Source organism: Ornithinimicrobium avium, from assembly GCF_003351765.1.
Lineage (GTDB): Bacteria > Actinomycetota > Actinomycetes > Actinomycetales > Dermatophilaceae > Ornithinicoccus > Ornithinicoccus avius.
Window position 1 is genome coordinate 2,148,466 of the sequence record NZ_CP031229.1, and the last position, 20,737, is coordinate 2,169,202.

The 20,737-nt window shown below is 73.9% G+C and carries 15 protein-coding genes; 11 read left to right on the forward strand and 4 right to left on the reverse strand.

What is annotated here, in order from left to right:
* Positions 1 to 101 precede the first annotated feature (101 nt).
* Both DV701_RS09895 and DV701_RS09900 read left to right on the forward strand, forming a co-directional pair.
* Complete coding sequence (locus tag DV701_RS09895; RefSeq protein WP_202863493.1) at positions 102 to 1,841, forward strand: hypothetical protein; 1,740 nt, start codon at positions 102 to 104, stop codon at positions 1,839 to 1,841.
* A gap of 143 nt (positions 1,842 to 1,984) precedes the next feature.
* Positions 1,985 to 2,950: a type IV toxin-antitoxin system AbiEi family antitoxin domain-containing protein gene (locus DV701_RS09900; RefSeq protein ID WP_114928155.1), complete on the forward strand. Its 966-nt coding sequence runs from the start codon at positions 1,985 to 1,987 to the stop codon at positions 2,948 to 2,950.
* 95 nt (positions 2,951 to 3,045) lie between these two features.
* On the opposite strand, the gene DV701_RS09905 is transcribed toward DV701_RS09900, so the two are convergent.
* Positions 3,046 to 4,305 (reverse strand): ATP-grasp domain-containing protein, encoded by a 1,260-nt coding sequence (locus DV701_RS09905; protein WP_114928156.1) that lies wholly within the window; start codon positions 4,303 to 4,305, stop codon positions 3,046 to 3,048.
* A 189-nt stretch (positions 4,306 to 4,494) separates the two neighbouring features.
* On the opposite strand from DV701_RS09905, the gene DV701_RS09910 reads away from it, so the two are divergent.
* The 3 genes from DV701_RS09910 (at position 4,495) to wecB (ending at position 6,669) form a co-directional block, all read left to right on the forward strand.
* Complete coding sequence (locus DV701_RS09910; RefSeq protein ID WP_114928157.1) at positions 4,495 to 4,860, forward strand: hypothetical protein; 366 nt, start codon at positions 4,495 to 4,497, stop codon at positions 4,858 to 4,860.
* Between the two features lie 94 nt (positions 4,861 to 4,954).
* Positions 4,955 to 5,512 (forward strand): S26 family signal peptidase, encoded by a 558-nt coding sequence (locus DV701_RS09915; RefSeq protein ID WP_162802947.1) that lies wholly within the window; start codon positions 4,955 to 4,957, stop codon positions 5,510 to 5,512.
* Positions 5,513 to 5,568: 56 nt separating this feature from the next.
* A complete protein-coding gene (gene wecB, locus DV701_RS09920; RefSeq protein WP_202863494.1) occupies positions 5,569 to 6,669 on the forward strand; it encodes a non-hydrolyzing UDP-N-acetylglucosamine 2-epimerase in 1,101 nt (366 codons plus the stop codon).
* Positions 6,670 to 6,690: 21 nt separating this feature from the next.
* Here wecB and lhgO read toward each other — a convergent pair whose 3' ends face one another.
* Entirely contained in the window at positions 6,691 to 7,911 is a 1,221-nt protein-coding gene (gene lhgO, locus DV701_RS09925; RefSeq protein WP_114928159.1) for an L-2-hydroxyglutarate oxidase, read from the reverse strand.
* Positions 7,912 to 8,119: 208 nt separating this feature from the next.
* Here lhgO and DV701_RS09930 point away from each other — a divergent pair, with 208 nt between their 5' ends.
* The 4 genes from DV701_RS09930 to DV701_RS18455 are packed head-to-tail and all read left to right on the forward strand — an operon-like array spanning position 8,120 to position 16,968.
* Positions 8,120 to 12,943: a DUF4082 domain-containing protein gene (locus DV701_RS09930; protein WP_162802948.1), complete on the forward strand. Its 4,824-nt coding sequence runs from the start codon at positions 8,120 to 8,122 to the stop codon at positions 12,941 to 12,943.
* Entirely contained in the window at positions 12,940 to 14,112 is a 1,173-nt protein-coding gene (locus tag DV701_RS09935; RefSeq protein ID WP_114928161.1) for a hypothetical protein, read from the forward strand. The genes DV701_RS09930 and DV701_RS09935 overlap by 4 nt, the downstream gene beginning before the upstream one ends.
* Entirely contained in the window at positions 14,109 to 14,891 is a 783-nt protein-coding gene (locus DV701_RS09940; RefSeq protein ID WP_114928162.1) for a WecB/TagA/CpsF family glycosyltransferase, read from the forward strand. Before DV701_RS09935 ends, DV701_RS09940 begins: the two co-directional genes overlap by 4 nt.
* Before the next feature lies 1 nt (position 14,892).
* Entirely contained in the window at positions 14,893 to 16,968 is a 2,076-nt protein-coding gene (locus DV701_RS18455; protein WP_202863495.1) for a glycosyltransferase, read from the forward strand.
* Here the strand turns inward: DV701_RS18455 and DV701_RS18245 are convergent.
* On the reverse strand, positions 16,926 to 17,690 hold the full coding sequence (locus DV701_RS18245) for a hypothetical protein (protein WP_162802949.1): 765 nt from the start codon (positions 17,688 to 17,690) through the stop codon (positions 16,926 to 16,928). The genes DV701_RS18455 and DV701_RS18245 overlap by 43 nt on opposite strands.
* 53 nt (positions 17,691 to 17,743) lie before the next feature.
* Between DV701_RS18245 and DV701_RS09960 the strand changes: the two genes are divergently transcribed.
* Positions 17,744 to 18,373, forward strand: a complete 630-nt coding sequence (locus tag DV701_RS09960) for a hypothetical protein (RefSeq protein ID WP_114928163.1) — start codon at positions 17,744 to 17,746, stop codon at positions 18,371 to 18,373.
* Positions 18,373 to 19,758, forward strand: a complete 1,386-nt coding sequence (locus tag DV701_RS09965) for an O-antigen ligase family protein (protein WP_114928164.1) — start codon at positions 18,373 to 18,375, stop codon at positions 19,756 to 19,758. The genes DV701_RS09960 and DV701_RS09965 overlap by 1 nt, the downstream gene beginning before the upstream one ends.
* On the opposite strand, the gene DV701_RS09970 is transcribed toward DV701_RS09965, so the two are convergent.
* Positions 19,675 to 20,562 carry a glycosyltransferase family 2 protein gene (locus tag DV701_RS09970; protein WP_114928165.1) on the reverse strand — a complete coding sequence of 296 codons (888 nt, stop codon included), beginning with the start codon at positions 20,560 to 20,562 and terminating at the stop codon, positions 19,675 to 19,677. The genes DV701_RS09965 and DV701_RS09970 overlap by 84 nt on opposite strands.
* Positions 20,563 to 20,737 lie beyond the last annotated feature (175 nt).

Below are 20,737 nucleotides of genomic sequence, written 5' to 3' on the forward strand. Positions count from 1 at the left end.
ATGCCCGTGCACATGGGCTTCGCGACCGACCCGGAAGAGTTCAGCCGTCACCGTCGCGCGGTCCGCCGGCAGCCCGACACGCCAGGGCAAGGGAGCAACTCATGGACGACTACTTCGACCTCGGCAGCTACTCGCGAGCGGTGACGACCACCTCGCCGCAGGCCCAGCGCTGGTTCGACCGCGGGCTGGTCTGGACCTACGGGTTCAACCACGAGGAGGGCGCGCGCTGCTTCGAGAGGGCCGCCGAGGCCGACCCGGCGTGCGCGATGGCGCAGTGGGGCATCGCCTACGCGCTGGGGCCCAACTACAACAAGCCGTGGGAGTTCTTCGACGAGGAGGACCTGCGCACGACCGTGCAGCGGACCCATGCCGCGATCCGGCGTGCCGAGGCGCTCGCGGCGGGGGCCACCCCGGTCGAGCAGGCGCTCGTCGCGGCGCTGCGGCACCGCTATCCCCTCGGGTCCGGCACCGAGCCGACGATCTGGAACGAGGAGTACGCCGCCGCGATGGGGCGCGCCTACGCGGCATACCCCGACGACCACGACGTGGCGACGCTCTATGCCGACGCCCTGATGATGTTCACCCCGTGGGAGCTGTGGGACCTGCGCACCGGCGAGCCTCGACCGGGCTCGCGCGCACCCGAGGCGGCGAAGGTGCTCGACCGCGTGCTGGAGACCCCGGCGGGCCGCGACCACCCGGGCGCGCTGCACTTCTACGTCCACCTGTGGGAGATGTCGCCGACCCCGGAGCGCGCGCTGAGGGTCGCCGACCGGCTGCGCGACCTGGTCCCCGACGCCGGCCACCTGCAGCACATGCCGACCCACCTCGACGTCCTGTGCGGCGACTACCGCGCGGTCATCGCCTCCAACCAGGCCGCGGTCCGCGCCGACGAACGCTTCCTCGCCGCGCGCGGACCGCTCAACTTCTACACCCTCTACCGCGCCCACAACCTGCACTTCCTCGTGTATGGAGCGATGTTCAGCGGGCAGTCGCAGGTCGCCATGGAGGCGGTCGAGGCGATCGAGGCGACGATCCCGGAGGAGCTGCTGCGGGTCGGGTCACCACCGATGGCGGACTGGCTCGAGGGGTTCCTGTCGGTGCGGGTGCACGCCCTGATCAGGTTCGGCCGGTGGGAGGAGATCCTGCAGATCACCGAGCCCGCGGACCCCGAGCTCTACGCCACGACGGTCGCGACGCGCCACTACGGGCGAGGGGTCGCGCTCTCGGCGCTGGAGCGGATCGAGGAGGCGGAGGCCGAGCGCGAGCTCTTCGGCGCGGCGCAGGCCGCGGTGCCGGACAGCAGGACGATCTTCAACAACACCTGTCGCGACATCCTGGCGGTGGCCTCGGCGATGCTGGACGGGGAGCTGGAGTACCGGCGTGGCGAGCACGAGGCCGCCTACGCCAGCCTGCGACGCGCGATCGAACTCGACGACACCCTTCCCTACGACGAGCCGTGGGGGTGGATGCAGCCGACGCGCCACGCCTACGGCGCGCTGCTGCTCGAGCAGGGGCACGTCGAGGAGGCGCTCGCCGTCTACCGGGCCGACCTGGGGTATGACGACACGCTCCCCCGCGCGCTCCAGCACCCGGGCAACGTGTGGGCCCTGCACGGCTTCCACGAGTGCCTGACCAGGCTCGGCCGCGAGGACGAGGCGGCGATCGTGTCGGGCCGGCTGGCGGTGGCGAAGGCCGTCGCCGACGTGCCGGTGGTGGCCTCCTGCCTGTGCCGGCTCAGCGCGGTGCGGGGCGAGCCCCACGACCTGCCCGAGGTCGACCTGCCCGAGGCCGGCATGCCCGAGGTCGCCGCAGAGGCCCCGGAGGACGGCTGCTGCCACTGACGACCCCGTCGAGGCCCCGCGGCCGGTTGACGTGCACGTCAGTGGAGCGTCGTGGTCGCCATGGCGACCACGACGCTCACCCGTGCGGCCGCGGTTGTGGATAACCTCGGCCCCAGCCGTCGCCGATCGGCGACCGTGTCGGCATGAAGGACGTCATCACCCGGTCCCAGGCGCTGGCCGCGGGCATCACGCACTCGGCGCAGAGGCACCGCCTGCGCACCGGCCGGTGGCAGGTCGTCTTCCGGGGCGTCTACCTGACCCGCAGCGGGAGCCCGAGCTGGCGCCAACGGCTCGAGGCGGCGACGCTGGCCCGCGGGGCGGGGACGGTCGCGAGCCTGGACTGCGCCCTCAACCTGTGGGGACTCACCGACCGCGAGCCACCCGTGCTGACGCTGGCCGAGCCCGCCACGACACGGCGGAGCGCTCACCTCCCGGGCGTGCGGGTGCGCCGGCGGGCCCGGCTGTCGGTGGCGCGGCGCTACGGCATACCCGTCACCTCGGCCGCGCAGACGATCCTGGACGTGCTGGCCCTGCCGGGGCGCAGGCTGGACGACGACATCGCGCTCATCACGCGCGCGGTCAGCCGGAGGAGGGTGAGCGTCGAGGCGCTGCGCGCCGAGCTGCGCCACCATCCGCGCCACCCACGTCGGGCGGCGCTCGAGGAGATCCTGGCGGCGGCGGCGGAAGGCCTGGGGAGCGTGGCGGAGGTGAGATACGTCGAGCGCGTCGAGCGGCCGCACGGGCTGCCGACCATGGCACGTCAGGTGCCGATGGACGGGCCGGAGGCCACCGCGGACGGCCGGACGCGGCGGATGGACTTCAAGGACGAGGCTCGGGGAGTCGTGGTGGAGATCGACGGCGAGCTCTACCACCGCTACCGGCAGGCCCAGGACCGCGGCCGTGACCGGGAGACCGTCGGCCGGGGCGAGGTGACGCTGAGGGCAGGATGGGCCGAGGTCGCGGAGACCCCGTGCGAGCTGGCGGTCGACGTCGCCCTGGCTCTGCGGGCGCGAGGGTGGACCGGTCGACCGACACCGTGCGGGCCGACGTGCGCCGTGGGCCGGGACGTGAGGTTGCGGCGACCGCCGGGCCGGCTGCCGCAAGGGTGAGCGTCGTGGTCGCTATGACGGCCACAACACTCCCCTGACGTGCACGTCAAGCGACCCGGTGGGGGCCACCGGAGTGGCCGAGGGGTCGTGCAGGGTCAGCCGGCCGACTGCTTCAGGTGCTCCTGGTCCCTGACCCACAGCCCCGTCAGCCCGCGGAAGTGCGCGACGAACTGGTCGTGCTCGTGCTGGGGGTAGGTCGCCTGCACGGTGTCGATGAGCAGCTTGTCGAAGTCGTCGGAGCCGACCCATTCCAGCACCCGCTCGGGCAGGTGCGCCAGGTGCTTCTGGCACCACTCCCAGTAGCGCTCGGTCTCGAACTCGTCGTCCGCCAGCTGGCGGTAGGCCTGCATCTTCTCGGCGTAGGAGCGGTCCGGGTCGTCGGCGATGTCGAAGTAGGCGCGCGGCGTGCGCACCCCGATGAACGACTTGCGCCCGGTCACCAGGCAGTAGGTCGACCAGCGCACCAGCGCGGTGATCGCCCACGGGAAGTAGTAGTGCAGCGAGGTCAGCGCCACGTCGGGGCAGGCGTTGGCGTAGTCGATCGGGAAGACGTCCTCGCCCTTGACCAGCATCTCGCAGCTGTTGAACTCCCAGCCGAAGAACGCGTTGACCACCTTGCTCACCGTCTGGGTCTCCCACCCGGCCTGCGGGGAGAGGAAGTTGTGCGTCACGGCATACCTGGAGTGCATCGGCTCGCCGGGACGGAAGTCCATGACCATCGTCTCCGGGCCGATCGACAGCGCGCGGGCGAAGTGGTCGTAGTCGACCGTCGCCTGCAGGTGCATCAGCATGTTGCCCGACTCGTCGTAGGCACGGTGCAGCGCCTCGACGTCGTCGACCCGGGACACGCCGCGCCAGCCGCCGCCGTCGAACGGCTTCATGTAGAGCGGGTAGCCGACGTCCTCGGCGATCTTCTCCAGGTCGAACGGGTCGTTGTAGCGCGCCGAGGTGTAGGCCCAGCGGACGTTGTCGACCGGGTTCTTGTAGGGCACCAGGACCGTCTTGGGGATCTTCATCCCCAGCCGCAGCATCGCGACGTAGGCGCTGTGCTTCTCCATCGCCTGGAAGGTGAAGGGGCTGTTGAGCAGGTAGGTGTCGTCCATCAGCGACGCCTTCTTGAGCCACTCGCGCGGGTGGTAGTACCAGTAGGCGAGGCGGTCGATGACCAGCCCGTGGCGGACCGGGTCGGTGAGGTCGAACGGGGAGATCCGCACCCGTTCGCTGTTGAGCGCGTGGGTCTGCCCACCGTCCTGCACCGGCCCGACCATCCTCAGGATCGCCTCGAAGGCCCGTGGCCAGTCCTCCTCCGCTCCCAGCAGGAGCCCGATCAGGTGGTTCCGCACATCGCTGCTCATGCCACCGAAGGTTATCCCCTCGGGCGGTCCGCCGCACCGGTCCGCGGGGTCCGGGTCGGGCAACCCCCGAGGTATGACCGTCCGGCCAGGTCGTCCTGACCGTTCGGCCGATCCGTGGGGCACCTCCGCGTCCCTACCTTCGGTGACGTCGACGGGGACCCGCCCCGCCGACCTGACCAAGGGATGGACATGAAGAAGAGACTGATCACCGCGGTGCTCGGCGGCACGGCCGTCGCGAGCCTGGCGTTCGCCTCCGCGTCGGTGCTGACCGTGCACGGCGGCACCGTCCAGGCCGGCGTCGCCAGCGGCCTGAGCGACACCGACGGCGTGAAGGCCAACTGGGGCCTGGAGACCGACGACAACACCGTCCGCAGCGTGCGGATCTCCGGCATCGCCGCCGAGTGCGCCGGCGCCGACATGTGGGTGAAGACCAACACCATGACGAGCCCCGCCAAGGTCACGCTCGACGCCAGCGGCCAGGCGACCGTGCGGTTCTCGGCGCCCTACCCCTCGCCCGAGAGCCTGGACACCGTCCGCATCTGGATCGAGGGCTGACGTGGTCGTGGCGGTCGTGGCGACGCGGCCGCGACCGCCACGGTCGCGGCCCCTCCCGGCCCGGGTCCTCCGGGACGCCACCGGATGGGTGGTCGTGGTGCTCGTCCTGCTGGCCTGGGCCGTCACGCTGCGTCCGACCCAGCTGGGCGGACCGGCGACCTACGTCGTCGTGTCGGGCGACAGCATGGAGCCGACGCTCTCCGACGGCGACCTCGTCGTGCTCAGGCACCAGGACGGGTATGGGGTGGGAGACGTGGTCTCCTACCCCGTCCCGGCGGGCGGGCCGGGTGCCGGGTCGCTCGTCATCCACCGAGTGGTCGCCGGCGACGGCGACGGCCTCACCACCCAGGGCGACAACCGGGACCGCCCCGACGACTGGCGGCCGACCGCCGCCGACCTGCGCGGGACGCTGTGGTGGCACGTGCCCGGCGGCGGCCTGCTGCTCCTCCGGCTGCTTCAGCCGCCGGTGATCGCCGCGCTCGCGGGCGGGCTCTCCACGACGTGGATCCTGATGCGTCGACCAGCGGCCGGGCAGCCCTCGGCCTGGCCAGCGGGGAACAGGGTCCCGTCCGGCAGCGCCGGGGAACACCCCGCCCGGGCGGTCGTCGCGGGTGAGCGCACGGGCGGGCGCCCGCCGCCCGCGCGGCGCTAGTGTGCGGTCATGAAGGCCCTCATCCCGGCCGGGGCCGCGCCGCCGGAGCGCGCCTGGTGACCGGCGCCCAGCCCCTCGTCGTGCACGTCACCGGGGCGCGGCCCAACTTCCCCAAGGCCGCACCGGTCATCGCCGCGCTGGAGCGGCACCCTCTCCGCCAGCTGCTGGTGCACACGGGGCAGCACTACGGCGACCGGATGAGCGAGGTCTTCTTCCGCGAGCTCGGGCTCCCCGCCCCGGACGTCAACCTCGGGGTCGGCTCCGGCACGCACGCCACGCAGACGGCGGCCATCATGGTCGGCTTGGAGGAGCTCTTCGTCGCGGAGCGGCCGGACCTCGTCATGGTCTACGGCGACGTCAACTCCACGGCCGCCGCCGCCCTGGTCGCGGCCAAGATGGGCGTCGCGCTGGCGCACGTGGAGGCGGGCCTGCGCTCGTTCGACTGGACCATGCCCGAGGAGATCAACCGGGTCGTCACCGACCGCCTCGCGGACCTGCTCCTGGTCACCAGCGCCGACGCGGTCGCCCACCTGGGCAACGAGGGTGTGCACCCCGACCGGATCCACCTCGTCGGCAACCCGATGATCGACACGCTGATGCGGCACCTCGGGGCCCTCGACGCCACCGCCGCCGCGGCGCAGGTCGGCGTGGACCCCTCCGAGCCCTACCTCGTCGCCACCCTCCACCGCCCCGGCAACGTCGACGACCCCGCCGACGTGGCCGAGCTGGTGCAGGCCGTGCACGCGACCGCGGACCAGGTCCGCGTGGTCGTCCCCCTGCACCCGCGCGGCCGGGAGCGGCTGGCCCGGGCCGGCTTCATGGACCACGACCGGGTGCTGGTCGTCCCGCCGCTGGGGTATGTGGAGTTCCTCGGCCTGGTCACCGGCTCGGCTGCCGTGGTCACCGACTCGGGCGGCGTCCAGGAGGAGACCACGGTGCTGGGGGTCCCGTGCCTGACGCTGCGGCCCAACACCGAGCGTCCCGTCACCATCACGCACGGCACCAACCAGCTCGTCACGCGCCCGGACCTGCCCGCGGCCGTCGCCCGGGTGCTCGCCGAGGGCCGCCGGGCGGACCCCGACCGCGTCCCGCCGCTGTGGGACGGGCACGCCGGCCCGCGCATCGCCGCCGTCGTCGCGCGCCACCTCGGGCTCTGACCGCCCCCGGAAGGTCCCCCCTCAGCGGTCCGCGAGGTGCGCGACGCGGTCGGCGATCATCTCGCCGAGCGGCAGGGCCGAGGTGGCCGCCGGCGAGGGCGCGTTGAGGACGTGCACCGTCCGCTCGGTCGTCACCGCGAGGAAGTCCTCGACCATGGTGCCGTCGGCCCGGAGGGCCTGCGCGCGGACGCCGGTCTCGTAGCCGGCGAGGTCCTGGACGGTGAGGGCCGGGCAGTATCTCCGCACCCGCGCCAGGTAGGCGGACCGGCGCAGGGAGTCCCACTCCTCGGCGACCCCGCTGCGCAGGTGGCGCCGGACGAACCGCCACCAGCCCGGGAAGCGCAGCACGTCCACCGCGTCCCGCGGGTCGACGGCCCACCGCCGGTAGCCCTCGCGTGCCCACGCCTGGACGGCGTTGGGGCCGGCCGTGACGCCGCCGTCCATCGTCAGCGTCAGGTGCACCCCGAGGAACGGCAGGGCAGGGTCCGGCACCGGGTAGACCAGCGTCCCGACCACGCCCCGGCGGTGATCGGGGAGGCGGTAGTAGTCGCCGCGGAACGGGACGATCCGCACGCCCGGGTCGACCCCGGCCATCCTCGCCAGCCGGTCGGCCTGCAGGCCCGCGCAGACCACCACCCTCGCGGCGTGCACGGCGTCGAGCTCCTCGCCGTCGCGGGCGAGACGGACCGTCACCCGGCCGGCCGACTCCCCCAGGCCGGTGACCTCGGCCCCCAGCCGCACCTCGCCGCCCAGGCGCTCGACCTGCCGGGCCATCACCAGGGCCACCTCGCCGTAGTCCACGATGCCGGTGCTCGGTGAGAACAGTGCGCCCAGCCCGGCGACCTCCGGCTCCCTCCCGCGCAGCTCGTCGGCGTCCAGCCGCTCCAGGACCAGGCCGTTGGCGCTCGCGCGCTCCTGGAGCGCCCCCAGGCGGGACAGCTCGGCCTCGTCGGTGGCGACGATCAGCTTGCCGGTGTCGCGGTAGGCCAGGTCGTGGGCGTCGCAGAACTCCCGGGTCGCGCGGGCCCCGGCCACGCAGAGCCGGGCCTTGAGGGAGCCCGGCCGGTAGTAGACACCGGCGTGGATGACCCCGCTGTTGTGACCGGTCTGGTGCCGTCCCGGCCGGTCCTCCTTCTCGAGGACCAGGACGTCCGAGCCCGGCCGGCGTCGGAGCAGCGTCATCGCGGTCGCCAGGCCGACGATGCCGCCACCGACGACGACCACGTCGTGCACGCTGCTCATGGCTCGCCCTCTCGCGCCACGACCGGGACGGACGGGGCCCGGCCAGACTCTAGCGGACGGCGACAAATCTGCGCTAGCCTCACCCCTAGGCACCGCGGCAGGGAGCGGCGCCGGACGCGTCCGCGGCAGCCACGGTGCGCGCCGTGCAGGGAGGCTGGCGACGTCCGCCGTCCCCTCTGCCGAGCAAGGGTGACGGAAGAAGAGTCCCGTGAGCGATCCGGACGAGCGTCGACGACAGCATGGACTGAGCCGCCGGAGGTTCTTGTGGTACGCCGCCGCAGGAGCGGGCTCCGCGGCGGTGGTGGGCCAGGCCGCACCGGTCTTCGCCTCCCCCGGCGCGCAGCTCGCCCAGGGCGGCTTCGGCGAGAGCGTGGCGGGGGAGAACCTGCTGCCCGGCTCACCGCCCTCCGAGTGGGAGTCGTGGGGCGACGACGAGGCCATCGCCGGCTTCACCACCCGCTACAGCTTCCTCCCCGGGGAGGAGGTGGCCTTCAAGATCAGGAGCGACGCCACCGCATACCGCGTCCGGATCTACCGCCTGGGCTGGTACCAGGGCCACGGCGCCCGCCACCTGGCGGACGTGACGCCGAGCGCCACCCTCCCCCAGCACCAGCCGGACCCCGTCACCGACGAGGCGACCGGCCTCGTCGACTGCGGGACCTGGGCGGTCTCGGCCACCTGGACGATCCCGGCGGGCGCTCTCTCGGGCGTCTACTACGCGCTCTTCGACCGGCAGGACGGGGGTCGGTCCAGCCACACGATCTTCGTGGTCCGCCGCCCCGGGCCCTCCGACATCCTCGTGCAGACGTCGGAGATGACCATGCACGCCTACAACCGCTTCGGCGGCAACAGCCTCTACTTCGGCGAACCGGTCGGGCGTGCCTACAAGGTGAGCTACAACCGTCCGTTCAACAACAGCGAGGCGGAGAGCAACTTCTTCAACGCCGAGATCCCGCTGCTCCGCTGGCTGGAGCGCAACGGCTACGACGTCGCCTACTGCGGCGGCATCGACGTCCACCGCGACGCCTCGGTCCTCGAGGGCCGCAAGGTGCTCGTCTCCTCGGGCCACGACGAGTACGTCACCGGCCCCCAGCGCGAGCACGTCACCGCGGCGCGCGACGCCGGCGTGCACCTCATCTTCATGTCCGGCAACGAGTACTTCTGGCGGGTGCGCACCGAGCCGTCGATCGACGGCACGTCCACCCCCGACCGCACGCTGGTCTGCTACAAGGAGACGCTCGCCGACGCCAAGATCGACCCCCTGCCGGAGTGGACCGGCACCTGGCGCGACCCGCGCTTCAGCCCGCCCTCGAACGGCGGACGGCCGGAGAACGAGCTGACCGGGACCCTCTTCCGCGCCATCCTCCCCGTCTCCGCGCCGGACCTGCGGATCCGCGTCTCCTCCGACTACGCACGGCACCGCACCTGGCGGCACACGGCCGTGGCCGACCTGCAGCAGGGCGAGCTGTGCGAGCTGTCGCCCAACACCCTCGGCTACGAGTTCGACGTGGACGTGGACAACGGCCACCGGCCGCCGGGGCTGATCCGGCTCTCCACGACCGAGGCGGAGGTCCCGCAGCTCCTCGTGGACTACGGCGCCACCTACGTCAGCGGCACGTGCACGCACCACTCCACCATGTACCGCGCCGCGAGCGGCGCCCTCGTCTGGGGGCTCGGCACCGTGCAGTGGTCCTACGGCCTGGACGACTACCACATCTGCGACCAGGGGACGCCGACCGACCTCACCGCGCAGCAGGCCACGCTCAACGTCCTGGCGGACATGGGGGTCCAGCCCGGGACGCGCCAGTCCGACCTGGTCGCCGCCAGCGCCTCCACCGACACGCTCGCGCCGAGCGTGACGATCACCGCCCCGGCCGCCGACGCCAAGGTCGCCATCGGCTCCCCCGTCGCCCTCAGCGGCACCGCGACCGACTCGGGCGGCGGCATCGTCGCCGGCGTCGAGGTCTCGCTCGACGCGGGCACGACCTGGCACGTCGCCACCGGGCTGGACTCCTGGAGCTATGTCTTCACCCCGCTCGAGGTCGGCCCGATCGAGGTGCTCGTGCGCGCCGTCGACGACAGCTGCAACGTCGGGGACGCCGCGCAGGTCCGGCTCGAGGGCGTGCCCCGCGGCTACCCCTGCTCCATCTGGCCCGAGGGGACCGTCCCGGGGACCGCCTCGGTGGGCGAGACGACCCCCATCGAGGTGGGCGTGCGCTTCCGGTCGTCGGTCGACGGCTTCGTCACTGGCCTGCGCTTCTTCAAGGGTGCCGGCAACACCGGCACGCACGTCGGCCGGCTGTGGAGCGCCGACGGGCGCGAGCTGCGCAGCGCGACCTTCTCCGAGGAGACGGACTCCGGCTGGCAGACCGTGCCGGTCCCGCCGGTGGCGGTGGCCGCGGGCACGACCTACGTCGCCTCCGTCTTCATGCCCGCCGGTCGCTACGCCGCCGACGCGGGCTACTTCTCCACGGACTACGAGCTGGCGCCGCTGACGGCGCTCGCCAACAGCCAGGAGGGCGGCAACGGGCTCTACCGCTACGGGGAGTCCGGGTTCCCGACGTCGACCTTCGGCGCGAGCAACTACTGGGTCGACGTCCTCTTCGACATCGACAACCACGCGGCCCCCACGGTCGTGGACCACTCGCCCGCGTCCGGCCTGCAGTCCGTCGCGGTCGCCACCGCGCTCACGGCCACCTTCGACGAGCAGGTGGAGGCGGGCACGGTCACGGTCGCCGTGGTCGGTGCCGACGGCTCCGAGCCGGAGGGCACCGTCACCTACGACGCCGAGACCCGCACCGCGTCCTGGACCCCCTCGTCCGCGCTCAGCCCGCTGACGGAGCACACCGCGACCGTCTCCGGGGCCCGCGACCTGACGGGCAACCCCATGGCGCCCTTCACGTGGGTCTTCACCACCATCGGCGAGCCCGGCACGAGCCCCACCAGCCTGTGGGACACGTCGGCCACCCCGTCGACCGTCGACAAGGACCCCAGCGCCGTCGAGCTCGGCATGAAGTTCACCGCCACGGCCGCCGGGTCGGTCACCGCGCTGCGCTTCTACAAGGCGCCGGGCAGCAGCGGGACGCACGTCGGCCACCTGTGGTCGGCCACCGGCGACCTCCTCGCCACCGCCGTCTACGGCGACGAGACGGGATCGGGGTGGCAGCAGGCGCGCCTGGACGCGCCGGTCGAGCTCACACCAGGGACCCGGTATGTGGTCTCCTACCACGCCCCGCACGGTACCTACGGCGTCACCCCGGGCATGCTCGTCACGACCGAGGTCACCCGCGGCCCCCTCCACGCGCCCAGCGGCAGCTCCGCCGGCGGCAACGGCGTCTTCGCCTTCGGGGACGCCCGCTTCCCCAGCGGCTCCTGGGGCGACGCCAACTACTGGGTCGACCTCGTCTTCGAGCTGGCGCCGGACGTCGGGCCGCCCAGCCTCCTCAACGTGGAGCCCGCACCCGAGCTGGTATCGGTGGCCCTGGCCGGACCGGTCGTCGCCACCTTCGACGAGCCGGTCGCGCCCGCCTCGGTCGGGTTCGTCCTCACCGGCCCGCAGGGCCAGGTGCCGGCCGACGTCGCCTACGACGCCGACACCGCCACGCTGACCCCGCGGTCGCCGCTCCTGCCCGGCACCGGCTACACCGCCTCCATCACGGCCGAGGACCGCCACGGCAACGCCATGGCCGAGCCCTACACCTGGTCGTTCCGCACGGTGACCGCCGACGGTGCCTCGCCGGTGACGCTCTGGGACACCGGCGCCGTGCCCGCCCACAAGGCCGAGAACGACGCGTCGGCCGTCGAGGTCGGCGTGCGGTTCACCAGCTCGCGCGCCGGCGAGCTGACGGGCCTGCGGTTCTACAAGGGCCCCGGCAACGACGGTCCGCACCTCGGGCGGCTGTGGTCGGAGACCGGCACCCTGCTGGCGACCCTCACCTTCACCCAGGAGTCCCGGTCCGGGTGGCAGCAGGCCTCCTTCTCGGCGCCGGTGCCGATCGAGCCCGGCACGACCTACGTGGCGTCCTACCACGCACCCTCGGGCCACTACGCCGCCACGGGTGGAGGCCTGTGGACACCGCGGACCAGCGGCCCGCTCACCGCCCCGGCGTCCGTCCCGCAGGCGGGCAACGGCCTCTTCGCCTACGGCCCGGGCGGCTTCCCGACGCACACCTGGGGTGGCGCCAACTACTGGGTGGACGTCATCTTCAACGACTCGGCAGGACCGAGCGTCGTCGACCGGTCACCGGCCTCCGGCGCCAGCGTCCTGGTCGGCGCGACGGTGAGCGCCACCTTCGACGAGCCGGTGGTCCCGGAGAGCGTCCGGATGACCCTGCGGGACGGCACGGGCAGCGTCGCACCGGCGAGCGTCACCTACGACGTGGACAGCCGGGAGGCGGTCCTCACCCCGACCGGCGGTCTCACGCCGGGCACCGCCTACACCGCCAGCGTCGAGGCGGCCACCGACCTGGACGGCAACCCGATGCGTGAGGCCTCGACGTGGAGCTTCACCGTGCTGCGAGCGGACTACAGCTCGCTGTGGGACACCAGCACCGTCCCCGCCACCCCGACCGTCGACGACGCCGGGGCCGTCAACCTCGGCGTGCGGTTCCAGGTCCTGTCGGCCGGCACGGTCCACGGCATCCGGTTCTTCAAGGGCGGCCCCGACAACTCCGGACCGCACACCGGGACCCTCTGGACGGCGACCGGCACGCTGCTGTCGAGCGTGGAGTTCGCCGCTGAGACCGCACGCGGCTGGCAGACGGCGATGCTGCCGGCACCGGTGCCCGTGGCCGTCGGCACGGTCTACGTCGTGGCCTACCACGCACCGGACGGGCACTACTCCGTCGACGGGAGCTACTTCTCCGCCGCCCGCACCAGGGGTCCGCTCCAGGCCCTGGCCGACGGCGCTCAGGGCGGCAACGGCGTCTACCGCTACGACGCCGAGGTAGCCCTCCCCACCAGCACCTACAACGCGGCGAACTACTGGGTCGACCTGCTGTTCACCGCGGACGGCGAAGGAGACCCAGGATGACCGGCAACATGGTGGACCCCGCCACCGGGGTGCCCCCGGCCGACCGCCCGCCCGGGACGGGTGCCGCGCACCTCGTCCCCCTCGCGGTCGAGGGGCTGCAGAGGATGTGGCGCCAGGAGCACGAGGCCTTCGCCCAGACCGTCCGGCTGGTGCCGGGCCCGACCGGCCCCTGGCTCCGCCCCGAGGGCCACAACCCCCGCTACACCGCGATCGTGGCGCTGGGCGCCTCGCGGCTGCCCGAGGAGCAGCAGCGGCAGGCCCTCCGGGGCAGGCGCGCGGCCGACCTCGTCGAGGAGCTGGTGGACCGCGCGCCGGCCGAGGACGGCGCGGCGGCGCTGACGGCGTGGGCCGCGGGCGAGGTCCTGGGGACCGTGCCCGAGCCGCTCCTCGGCCGGCTGGCCGCCCTCGTGGAGGAGCGAGCCGTCGACACGGTCGTCCTGGCCTGGGCCCTGACAGCGAGCACCACCCCGACCCAGCACGGGAGCGACGGCCGCCTCGCCGGGCTCCGTCGGGCCGCGCGGCGGCGGCTGCTCGAGGCGCGCGGGGAGGGCGGGACCTTCCCGCACCGCATACCGGCGGACTCCCAGCCGCGGCTCCGCCGGCACGTCGGCTCCTTCGCCGACCAGATCTACCCGGTCCAGGCCCTCACCCGGGTGGCGATGCTGGACGAGGACGACGCCGCGCTCGCCGCGGCGGTCGGCACCGCCGACCACCTGGTCGCGCTGCAGGGGCGGCACGGTGAGTGGTGGTGGCACTACCACCACCCGCACGGCGGCGTCGTCGAGCGCTTCCCCGTCTACTCGGTGCACCAGCACGGCATGGCGCCGATGGCCCTGACGGAGCTGGGCGCGCTGACCTCCCGCCGCTACGACGCCGCGGTCGAGCGCGGCGTCGGCTGGCTGCGCACGCACCCGCAGACGGTCGTCGAGCTGGTCGACCCCCGGCACGCGATGATCTGGCGCAAGGTGGGCCGCCGGGAGCCGGGCAAGCTCGTGCGCGGCCTGGCGGCCACCGCGACGACCGCCGGGGTCACCCTGCCGACGGAGCACGTCGACCGGGCCTTCCCCGCCGGCGTCGTCGACCACGAGTGCCGCCCCTACGAGCTGGGCTGGCTCCTCTACGCCTGGGCCGGGCTCCCGGACCAGCCACCGGCCGGAGGTGCGCCATGAAGGACGTCGGTCCGGCCCCGGTCCTGGCGACCGGGCAGCTCTTCGGCCTCCCCCTGGACCCGCTCACCATGCAGCAGACCTGCGAGCGCTGCGAGCAGGCCATCGTCGACCACCAGACGCTCCTCCTGGGCATGCTCAACGCCGCCAAGGTCGTGGACCAGCGCCACGATCCCCGGCTGAGCGCCGCGCTGTGCGCCTGCGACCTGGTCCTCCCGGACGGGATGTCGGTCGTCGTCGCCTCCCGGCTGCTCGGCGTGCGGGCACCGGAGCGCGTTGCCGGCATCGACCTCTTCGTCAACCTGCTGGACGAGGCCGCCACCCACGACCACAGCGTCTACCTGCTGGGCGCCACCGCCGAGGTGCTCCAGCTGCTGCTCGAGCGGGTGCACACGCGCTGGCCCGCGCTGCAGGTCGCGGGGTCCCACGACGGCTACTTCCTGCAGGACCCGGACGAGCTCGCGCGCGTCGTCGACGACATCCGTCGCACCCACCCGGACATGCTCTTCGTCGGCATCCCCTCCCCGCACAAGGAGATCTTCCTCGCGGAGCACCGCGCGGTGCTCGGCGTGCCGGTGCTCCACGGCGTCGGGGGCTCCTTCGACGTGCTCGCCGGCATCACCCGCCGCGCCCCGGCCCTGCTCCAGAGGACGGGTATGGAGTGGTCCTACCGCCTCGTGCAGGAGCCCCGGCGGCTCTGGCGGCGCTACGCCCGGACCAACGGGGCCTTCGTGCTGCTCACGGTCCGCGAGCTCACCACCCACCGACGGCGCACGGCCTGACATGGCCCGCCTGCTCCTCGTGGCACCCTGCGCCGACGCCTCGGACGTCGGCGAGGCCTGGGTGGCGGCGCAGTGGGCGCGGCTCCTGCCGGAGCATCACGAGGTCACGCTCCTCACGCTGCGCAAGCAGGGTCGTCCCTCGGCCGTCCCCCAGTTCCCGGACGCGCGGGTCGTCGAGTGGGACGAGCCGCGGCTGTTCGCCCGGGGCGAGCGCTTCGACAGCCTCCTCAAGCCCTGGTACCCCTACTTCTACCGGGCCTGCCGCAGGTGGCTGGCGGACGCGCGCCGGCGTGGCGACCGGTTCGACGTCGCCTTCCAGCCGGTGCCGGTCGCCATGCGCTACCCGAGCCCGTTGGCGGGCCAGGGCCTGCCGTGGGTGCTGGGGCCGGTCGGCGGCGGCCTCGCGTCCCCGCCGGCCTTCGACAGCGAGGACACCGCGCCGTGGTACGTCGGCCTGCGCCGCCTCGACGGCCTCCGGCTCCGCAGGGACCCGCTGCTGCGGGGGACCTACACCGACGCGTCCCTCGTGCTCGGGATCGCCCCCTACGTGCGCGACGCCCTCGCGGACGTGCCCCTGCGGCGCTTCGAGGTGATGAGCGAGACCGGCGTCGTGGCCATGCCGCCCCCGGTGGTCCGTGCCGGCGACCCCTCGCCCCTCACCCTCCTCTTCGTCGGCCGGCTCATCCGCACCAAGGGCGTGCGGGACGCGGTCTCCGCCGTGTCGCGCCTGGCCGACCTCCCGGTGCGCCTCGAGGTGGTCGGCGACGGGTTCGACCGCGCGGCGTGCGAGCGGCTCGCGGCCGACCTGGACCTGGGCGACCGCGTCACGTTCCACGGGTGGCTCCCGCGCGCGGAGGTGGACGAGCACTACCGCCGCGCCGACGTCTTCCTCTACCCGAGCTATCGCGAGCCGGGCGGCAACGCCCCGTTCGAGGCGATGTCCTACGGCCTCCCGCTCGTGGTGTGCGACCGGGGCGGCCCCGCCGCCGCCGTCGTCGACGGGTGCGGCTTCCGGGTCCCCGCCGTCACCCCCGAGCAGTATGCCGCCGACCTGGCCGTCGCGGTCCGCATCCTGGTCGCGGACCCGGACCTGCGACGGTCCATGGGGCGGGCGGCCAGGGCCCGCGTCCGCGCGGCCGGCACCTGGGAGGCCCGGGTGCGGGACCTCGACCGCTGGGTGGCCGATCTGATCACCCCTCCCGCCCCGCGGCCGCGTCCCTGGCTCCCCGGGCCCGGACCCGTGGCCAGCGTCGTCGTCCCGGCGCACGACGAGAGCTCGTCGGTCGGGCGCCTGCTGGACCAGCTGCTCGACGGCGGTCCGGAGCTCGAGGTGGTCGTCGTCTGCAACGGGTGCTCCGACGACACCGCCGACGTCGCCCGCCGCTACGCACCGGCGGTCACGGTGGTCGAGGAGCCGGTCGCCTCGAAGTGGCACGCCCTCCGGTCCGGCGACCGGCACGCGCGCTCCTTCCCCCGCGTCTACGTCGACGCCGACGTCGAGATCACGGGGGCCGACGTGCGGCGCCTCGCCGACACCCTCCGGACGGAGCCCACCGTGCTCGCCGCCGGACCCGTCCGCGAGGTCCCGCTCGACCGGGCCTCCCCGCTCGTCCGCGCCTACTACGACGTGTGGCTGGCGCTGCCGCAGGTGCGCGCCGGACTCTTCGGACGCGGTGTGGTCGCCGTCGGCGAGCGCGCCTGGCGACGCCTCCAGGCACTGCCCGTGATGATGGCCGACGACCTGGTCATGTCGGACTCCTTCGACCCTGACGAGGTGCGCGTGGTCTCCGGCAGCACCGTGCGGATCCGCCCGCCGCGCACCGTGCGGGACCTCTACCGGCGCCGGGTGCGGGTCGCGACGGGCGTCCAGCAGGCGGCCGAGCACGGGCTGCGCCGGGAGGGGTCCTCGACCTCGCTGCGCACCCTGGCGCGGATGTGCCGCGCGCAGCCGCGGCTGGCGCCCCGTGTCGTGGTGTTCCTCGCGGTCGCGGTGGCGGCGCGTCTCACCTCGCGCAGGGCCGTGGCGGCCGGCGACTACGACACCTGGCTGCGGGACGAGAGCTCGCGCTCGGGGTGAGACGTCGAAGCTGCCCGGCGTCGGCGGTGCCGCGGCCCTGCGGGCCAGACGACCGCGGGGCGGCCCTGCGCGCCCGGCCAGGAGGTGACCACGACATATCCCGCCACCGTCGCCATGAGCACCAGCATCGCGAACGCCCGCTTGCGGTTGCCCTCGTGGTAGGTCACCGTCGGCGCCGCCGGGGACAGGCGCGTGGTGATGCGGTTGAAGCGGTCGACGCCCTGGTCGTCCTGCAGCTGCCGCAGCGTGGCGTCGACTGTGGCGACCAGCGCGTCCCGCCGCCGGGCCACGTCCTCGGGGTCGTCGCCGGTCACCTCGACCGTGAGCAGCTGCTCGTCGAAGTCGGGAGCCCACTGGCCGCCGTTGTCCGGCAGCCGGACCGCCTCGTCGTGCAGCCGCCGCTCGCCCAGCAGGGTCACCCGGGAGGAGGCGTTGCGGACACCGGCGCCGTCCGGCCCGTTGAGGACGCGCTCGACGACGCTCGCCGTGCTCACGACGCTGCCCGAGGTCGTCACGACAGCGTTCGGGTTGCGGGCGCTCACCGGCGCCAGGAACATCACGTCCACGGTGCTGTAGTAGGTGCCGGGGTGTCGCTGCACGACCACGCCCGCGACGAGGACCCCGAGGAGGACCGCGGCCGCCACCAGGTTGCGCCACCACGCCCCCTGCGCAGGCACCCCGTTGGTCGCGCGGGACCGCGGTGCGAGGCGACCGTGCGCCATACAATGCAGGCTAGCACTCGGGCGAGCCGGGGATCGAGCGAGAGGTGCGGACGATGTTCAGCTGGACCCTGCTGACGGCGCTCCGCCGGCGGTGGTACCTCCTGCTGCTCAGCCTCCTGGTCACGGCGGCCGCGACCTACCTCGTCGTCGACCGGGTCCCCCCGACCTACGAGCTGCGGGCCGACGTGGTGCTGCTCCCGCCCGACGCCCTCCTGGAGGAGGGGGAGAACCCCTTCCTCGCGCTCGGCGGGCTCAACCAGGCGCTCGACGTGCTCGTCCGCGCCTTCCCGCCGGAGCTGCGGCAGGAGGTCCACGACACGACGGGCGCGGAGTTCGAGGTCGTGCGCGACCCGGGCGCGAGCGGGCCGATCATGCTGGTCACCGCCACCGCGCCCACGCCGTCGGGGGTCGACCAGGCGCTCGGGGCGGTCCTGGACGCCACCCCGCGCATCCTCGAGGGGATCCAGGACGACACCGACGTGCCCGCCGAGGACCAGATCATCTCGATGGTCCTCTACCAGGAGGTGACCCCCGAGCGCTCCCTGACCCCGACCCTGAGGGCGGGCGTCCTCGTCGGCGGCGTCTCGTTGCTGGCCGGCGTCCTGGCCATCGCCGCCGTCGACGGGCTGCTGCTGCGCCGGCGCGGCCGACCGGCCGCGGACGCGCCCGCCCCCACGGCCTGATGGCCACCCCCGCCCGTCCCGGCGCTCGCGGGACGGCCACCGGACGCCCCTCCCCGGACGCCACGACCGTCCTGACGGCCTACGCGGTCGTCCTCTTCGCCGTGCCGTCCCGGCTGACGATCGAGCCGCTCGGCGGAGCCGGCTCACCCGCCCAGCTCCTGGCGCTGGGCGCCCTGGTCTGGTGGGCCTGGCAGCAGCTCTACGACAGGTCCTGGCACCTCGTCGGCACCCACCCGCGCCCGGTCGCGCTGGCCAACATCGCCTTCATGACGTGCGTCGGCGTGAGCTACGTGGCCGCGATGACCCGGCCCATCGAGGCCGACGAGGTCAGCACGGCCGATCTCGCGGTCGTCGCGGTGCTCGCCTGGAGCGGGGTGCTGCTGGCCACCCACGACGGCATCCCCGACCGCGACCGGCTGGAGGTCCTGGTGCGGCGGCTCTCGGTGGCGGCCGGGCTGATGGCCCTCCTGGGCCTGGTGCAGTTCGCCACCGGCGAGACCTTCGTGGAGCGCATCAGCGTCCCGGGCCTGGTGGAGAACTCTCGGTTCCAGGGCGCGTTCGACCGGTCGGAGTTCGTCCGTCCGGCGGCGACGGCCGTCCACCCGATCGAGTTCGGCGCGGTGCTGACCATCCTGCTGCCCTTCGCGCTCTACACGGCCAGGCACGGCCGGTCGTGGTTCGTCAGGTGGGTGCCGAGCAGCGCGATCCTCCTCATGGCGCCCTTCTCGTTGTCCCGCTCGGTGCTCGTCGGGGTGGTGCTCGCGTTGGCCCTGACCGTGCCGTGGTGGCCGCGGCGGCAGCGCCTGGTGGCGCTCGTCCTCTCGGCCGGCGTGGTCCTGACCGCCCTGGCCTCGGTGCCCGGCCTGGCCCGCACGGTGGCCGAGCTGTTCACCGGGATCGGCTCGGACACCAGCGCCGCCTCCCGTCTCTCGGCGGTCGACAACGCCCTCGCCGCGTTCCGCCACGGCCCCTGGCTGGGACGGGGGCTGGGCACCTTCCTGCCCAAGTACCAGATCCTCGACAACCAGGTCCTCAGCTTCCTGGTCGAGCTCGGCGTCGTCGGCCTGGCCGCGTTCCTGTCGGTCTCGGCGGCCGCGGTGGTCGTCTCGGTCAGGGTCCGCAGGTCCACCACCGCACGCCGGGACCGTGACCTCGCCCAGGCCTGCGTGGCCGCCTCCGTGGTGGGCGTCGCCAACTTCAGCCTCTTCGACGGGCTCTGGTTCCCGATGGCCGCCGGCACCTACGCGGTCACGCTCGGCATCGCCGGCGCGCTCCACCGGGTCACGACCGGGTCCAGGGTGCTAACGCGGGACCCACGAGGAGCCGGCATCAAGGACGTCCGGTCGTCGCCGGGGATCCAGGAGGGCGAGCGCCGAGGCCCGTGAGGACCGGTGCCCGCGAGCCACCCAGGTGAGCTCGCTGAGGATGTTGAGCACCTGGAAGACAGCTCCCCGGACCGGACCGTGCCGCCGCCGGTAGAGCCGCACGCGGTTGACCACCTGCAGCGTGTGCGTCCAGTCGTTGCGGCCCGAGGCCCCGCCGATGTGCACGGCGCGGGCCCGCGGCTCGTAGACCGTCGCCCACCCGCGGTCGCGCGCCCGCAGGCAGAAGTCCGTCTCCTCGCTGTAGAGGAAGTAGGACTCGTCCATGCCGCCGAGCTCGGCGAAGCACTCCGACCGGATCAGCAGGACGGCGCCCAGCACCCAGTCCACGGTCTGCCGAGTCCGGTAGCGCCGCGGTCCCCGGACGTACTCGTTGAGCCCCAGGCCCGAGGCCCGCGCCAACGAGGGCTCGTGGCGCATGGAGAGGACCAGGGCGCCGTCCTCCTCCTCGAGATGGGGCCCGACCACGCCCACGCGGGGCTCCGCGAGCGCCTCCAGCATCTGCGGCACCGCGTCCTCGGCCAGGCGCGCGTCCGGGTTGAGCACGAGCACGGCGTCCGCGGCACCGGCGGCGGCGACGCCCCGGTTGATCCCCGCGGCGTAGCCCACGTTGGTGGAGCGGACCAGCCGGCAGTCGGGGCGGCGGGACACCACCGCGCAGGTGTCGTCCGTCGAGCCGTTGTCGACGACCACCACGTTGATCCCCAGGTCGGGGGTGCCGGCCGGCAGCGAGTCCAGCAGGCCCTCCACGACGTCCGCGCTGTTGTAGGTCACCACGACGGCCGTCACCGTGACCAGCGGCTTCATCCCGCGAGACTAGCGCAGGTCGGGCCGCCCCGGAGGAGCCCGCGCACCGGCCCGGCGGCGAGGGTGCGCGGCGGCCCCAGCGCGCCTAGGCTGGAGGCACGAGCAGGGACGGGCCGCGCCGACGCGCGGCCCCGCCCCTCCTGGACGGAGGGCCTCACGATGCGACGTGCTCGCT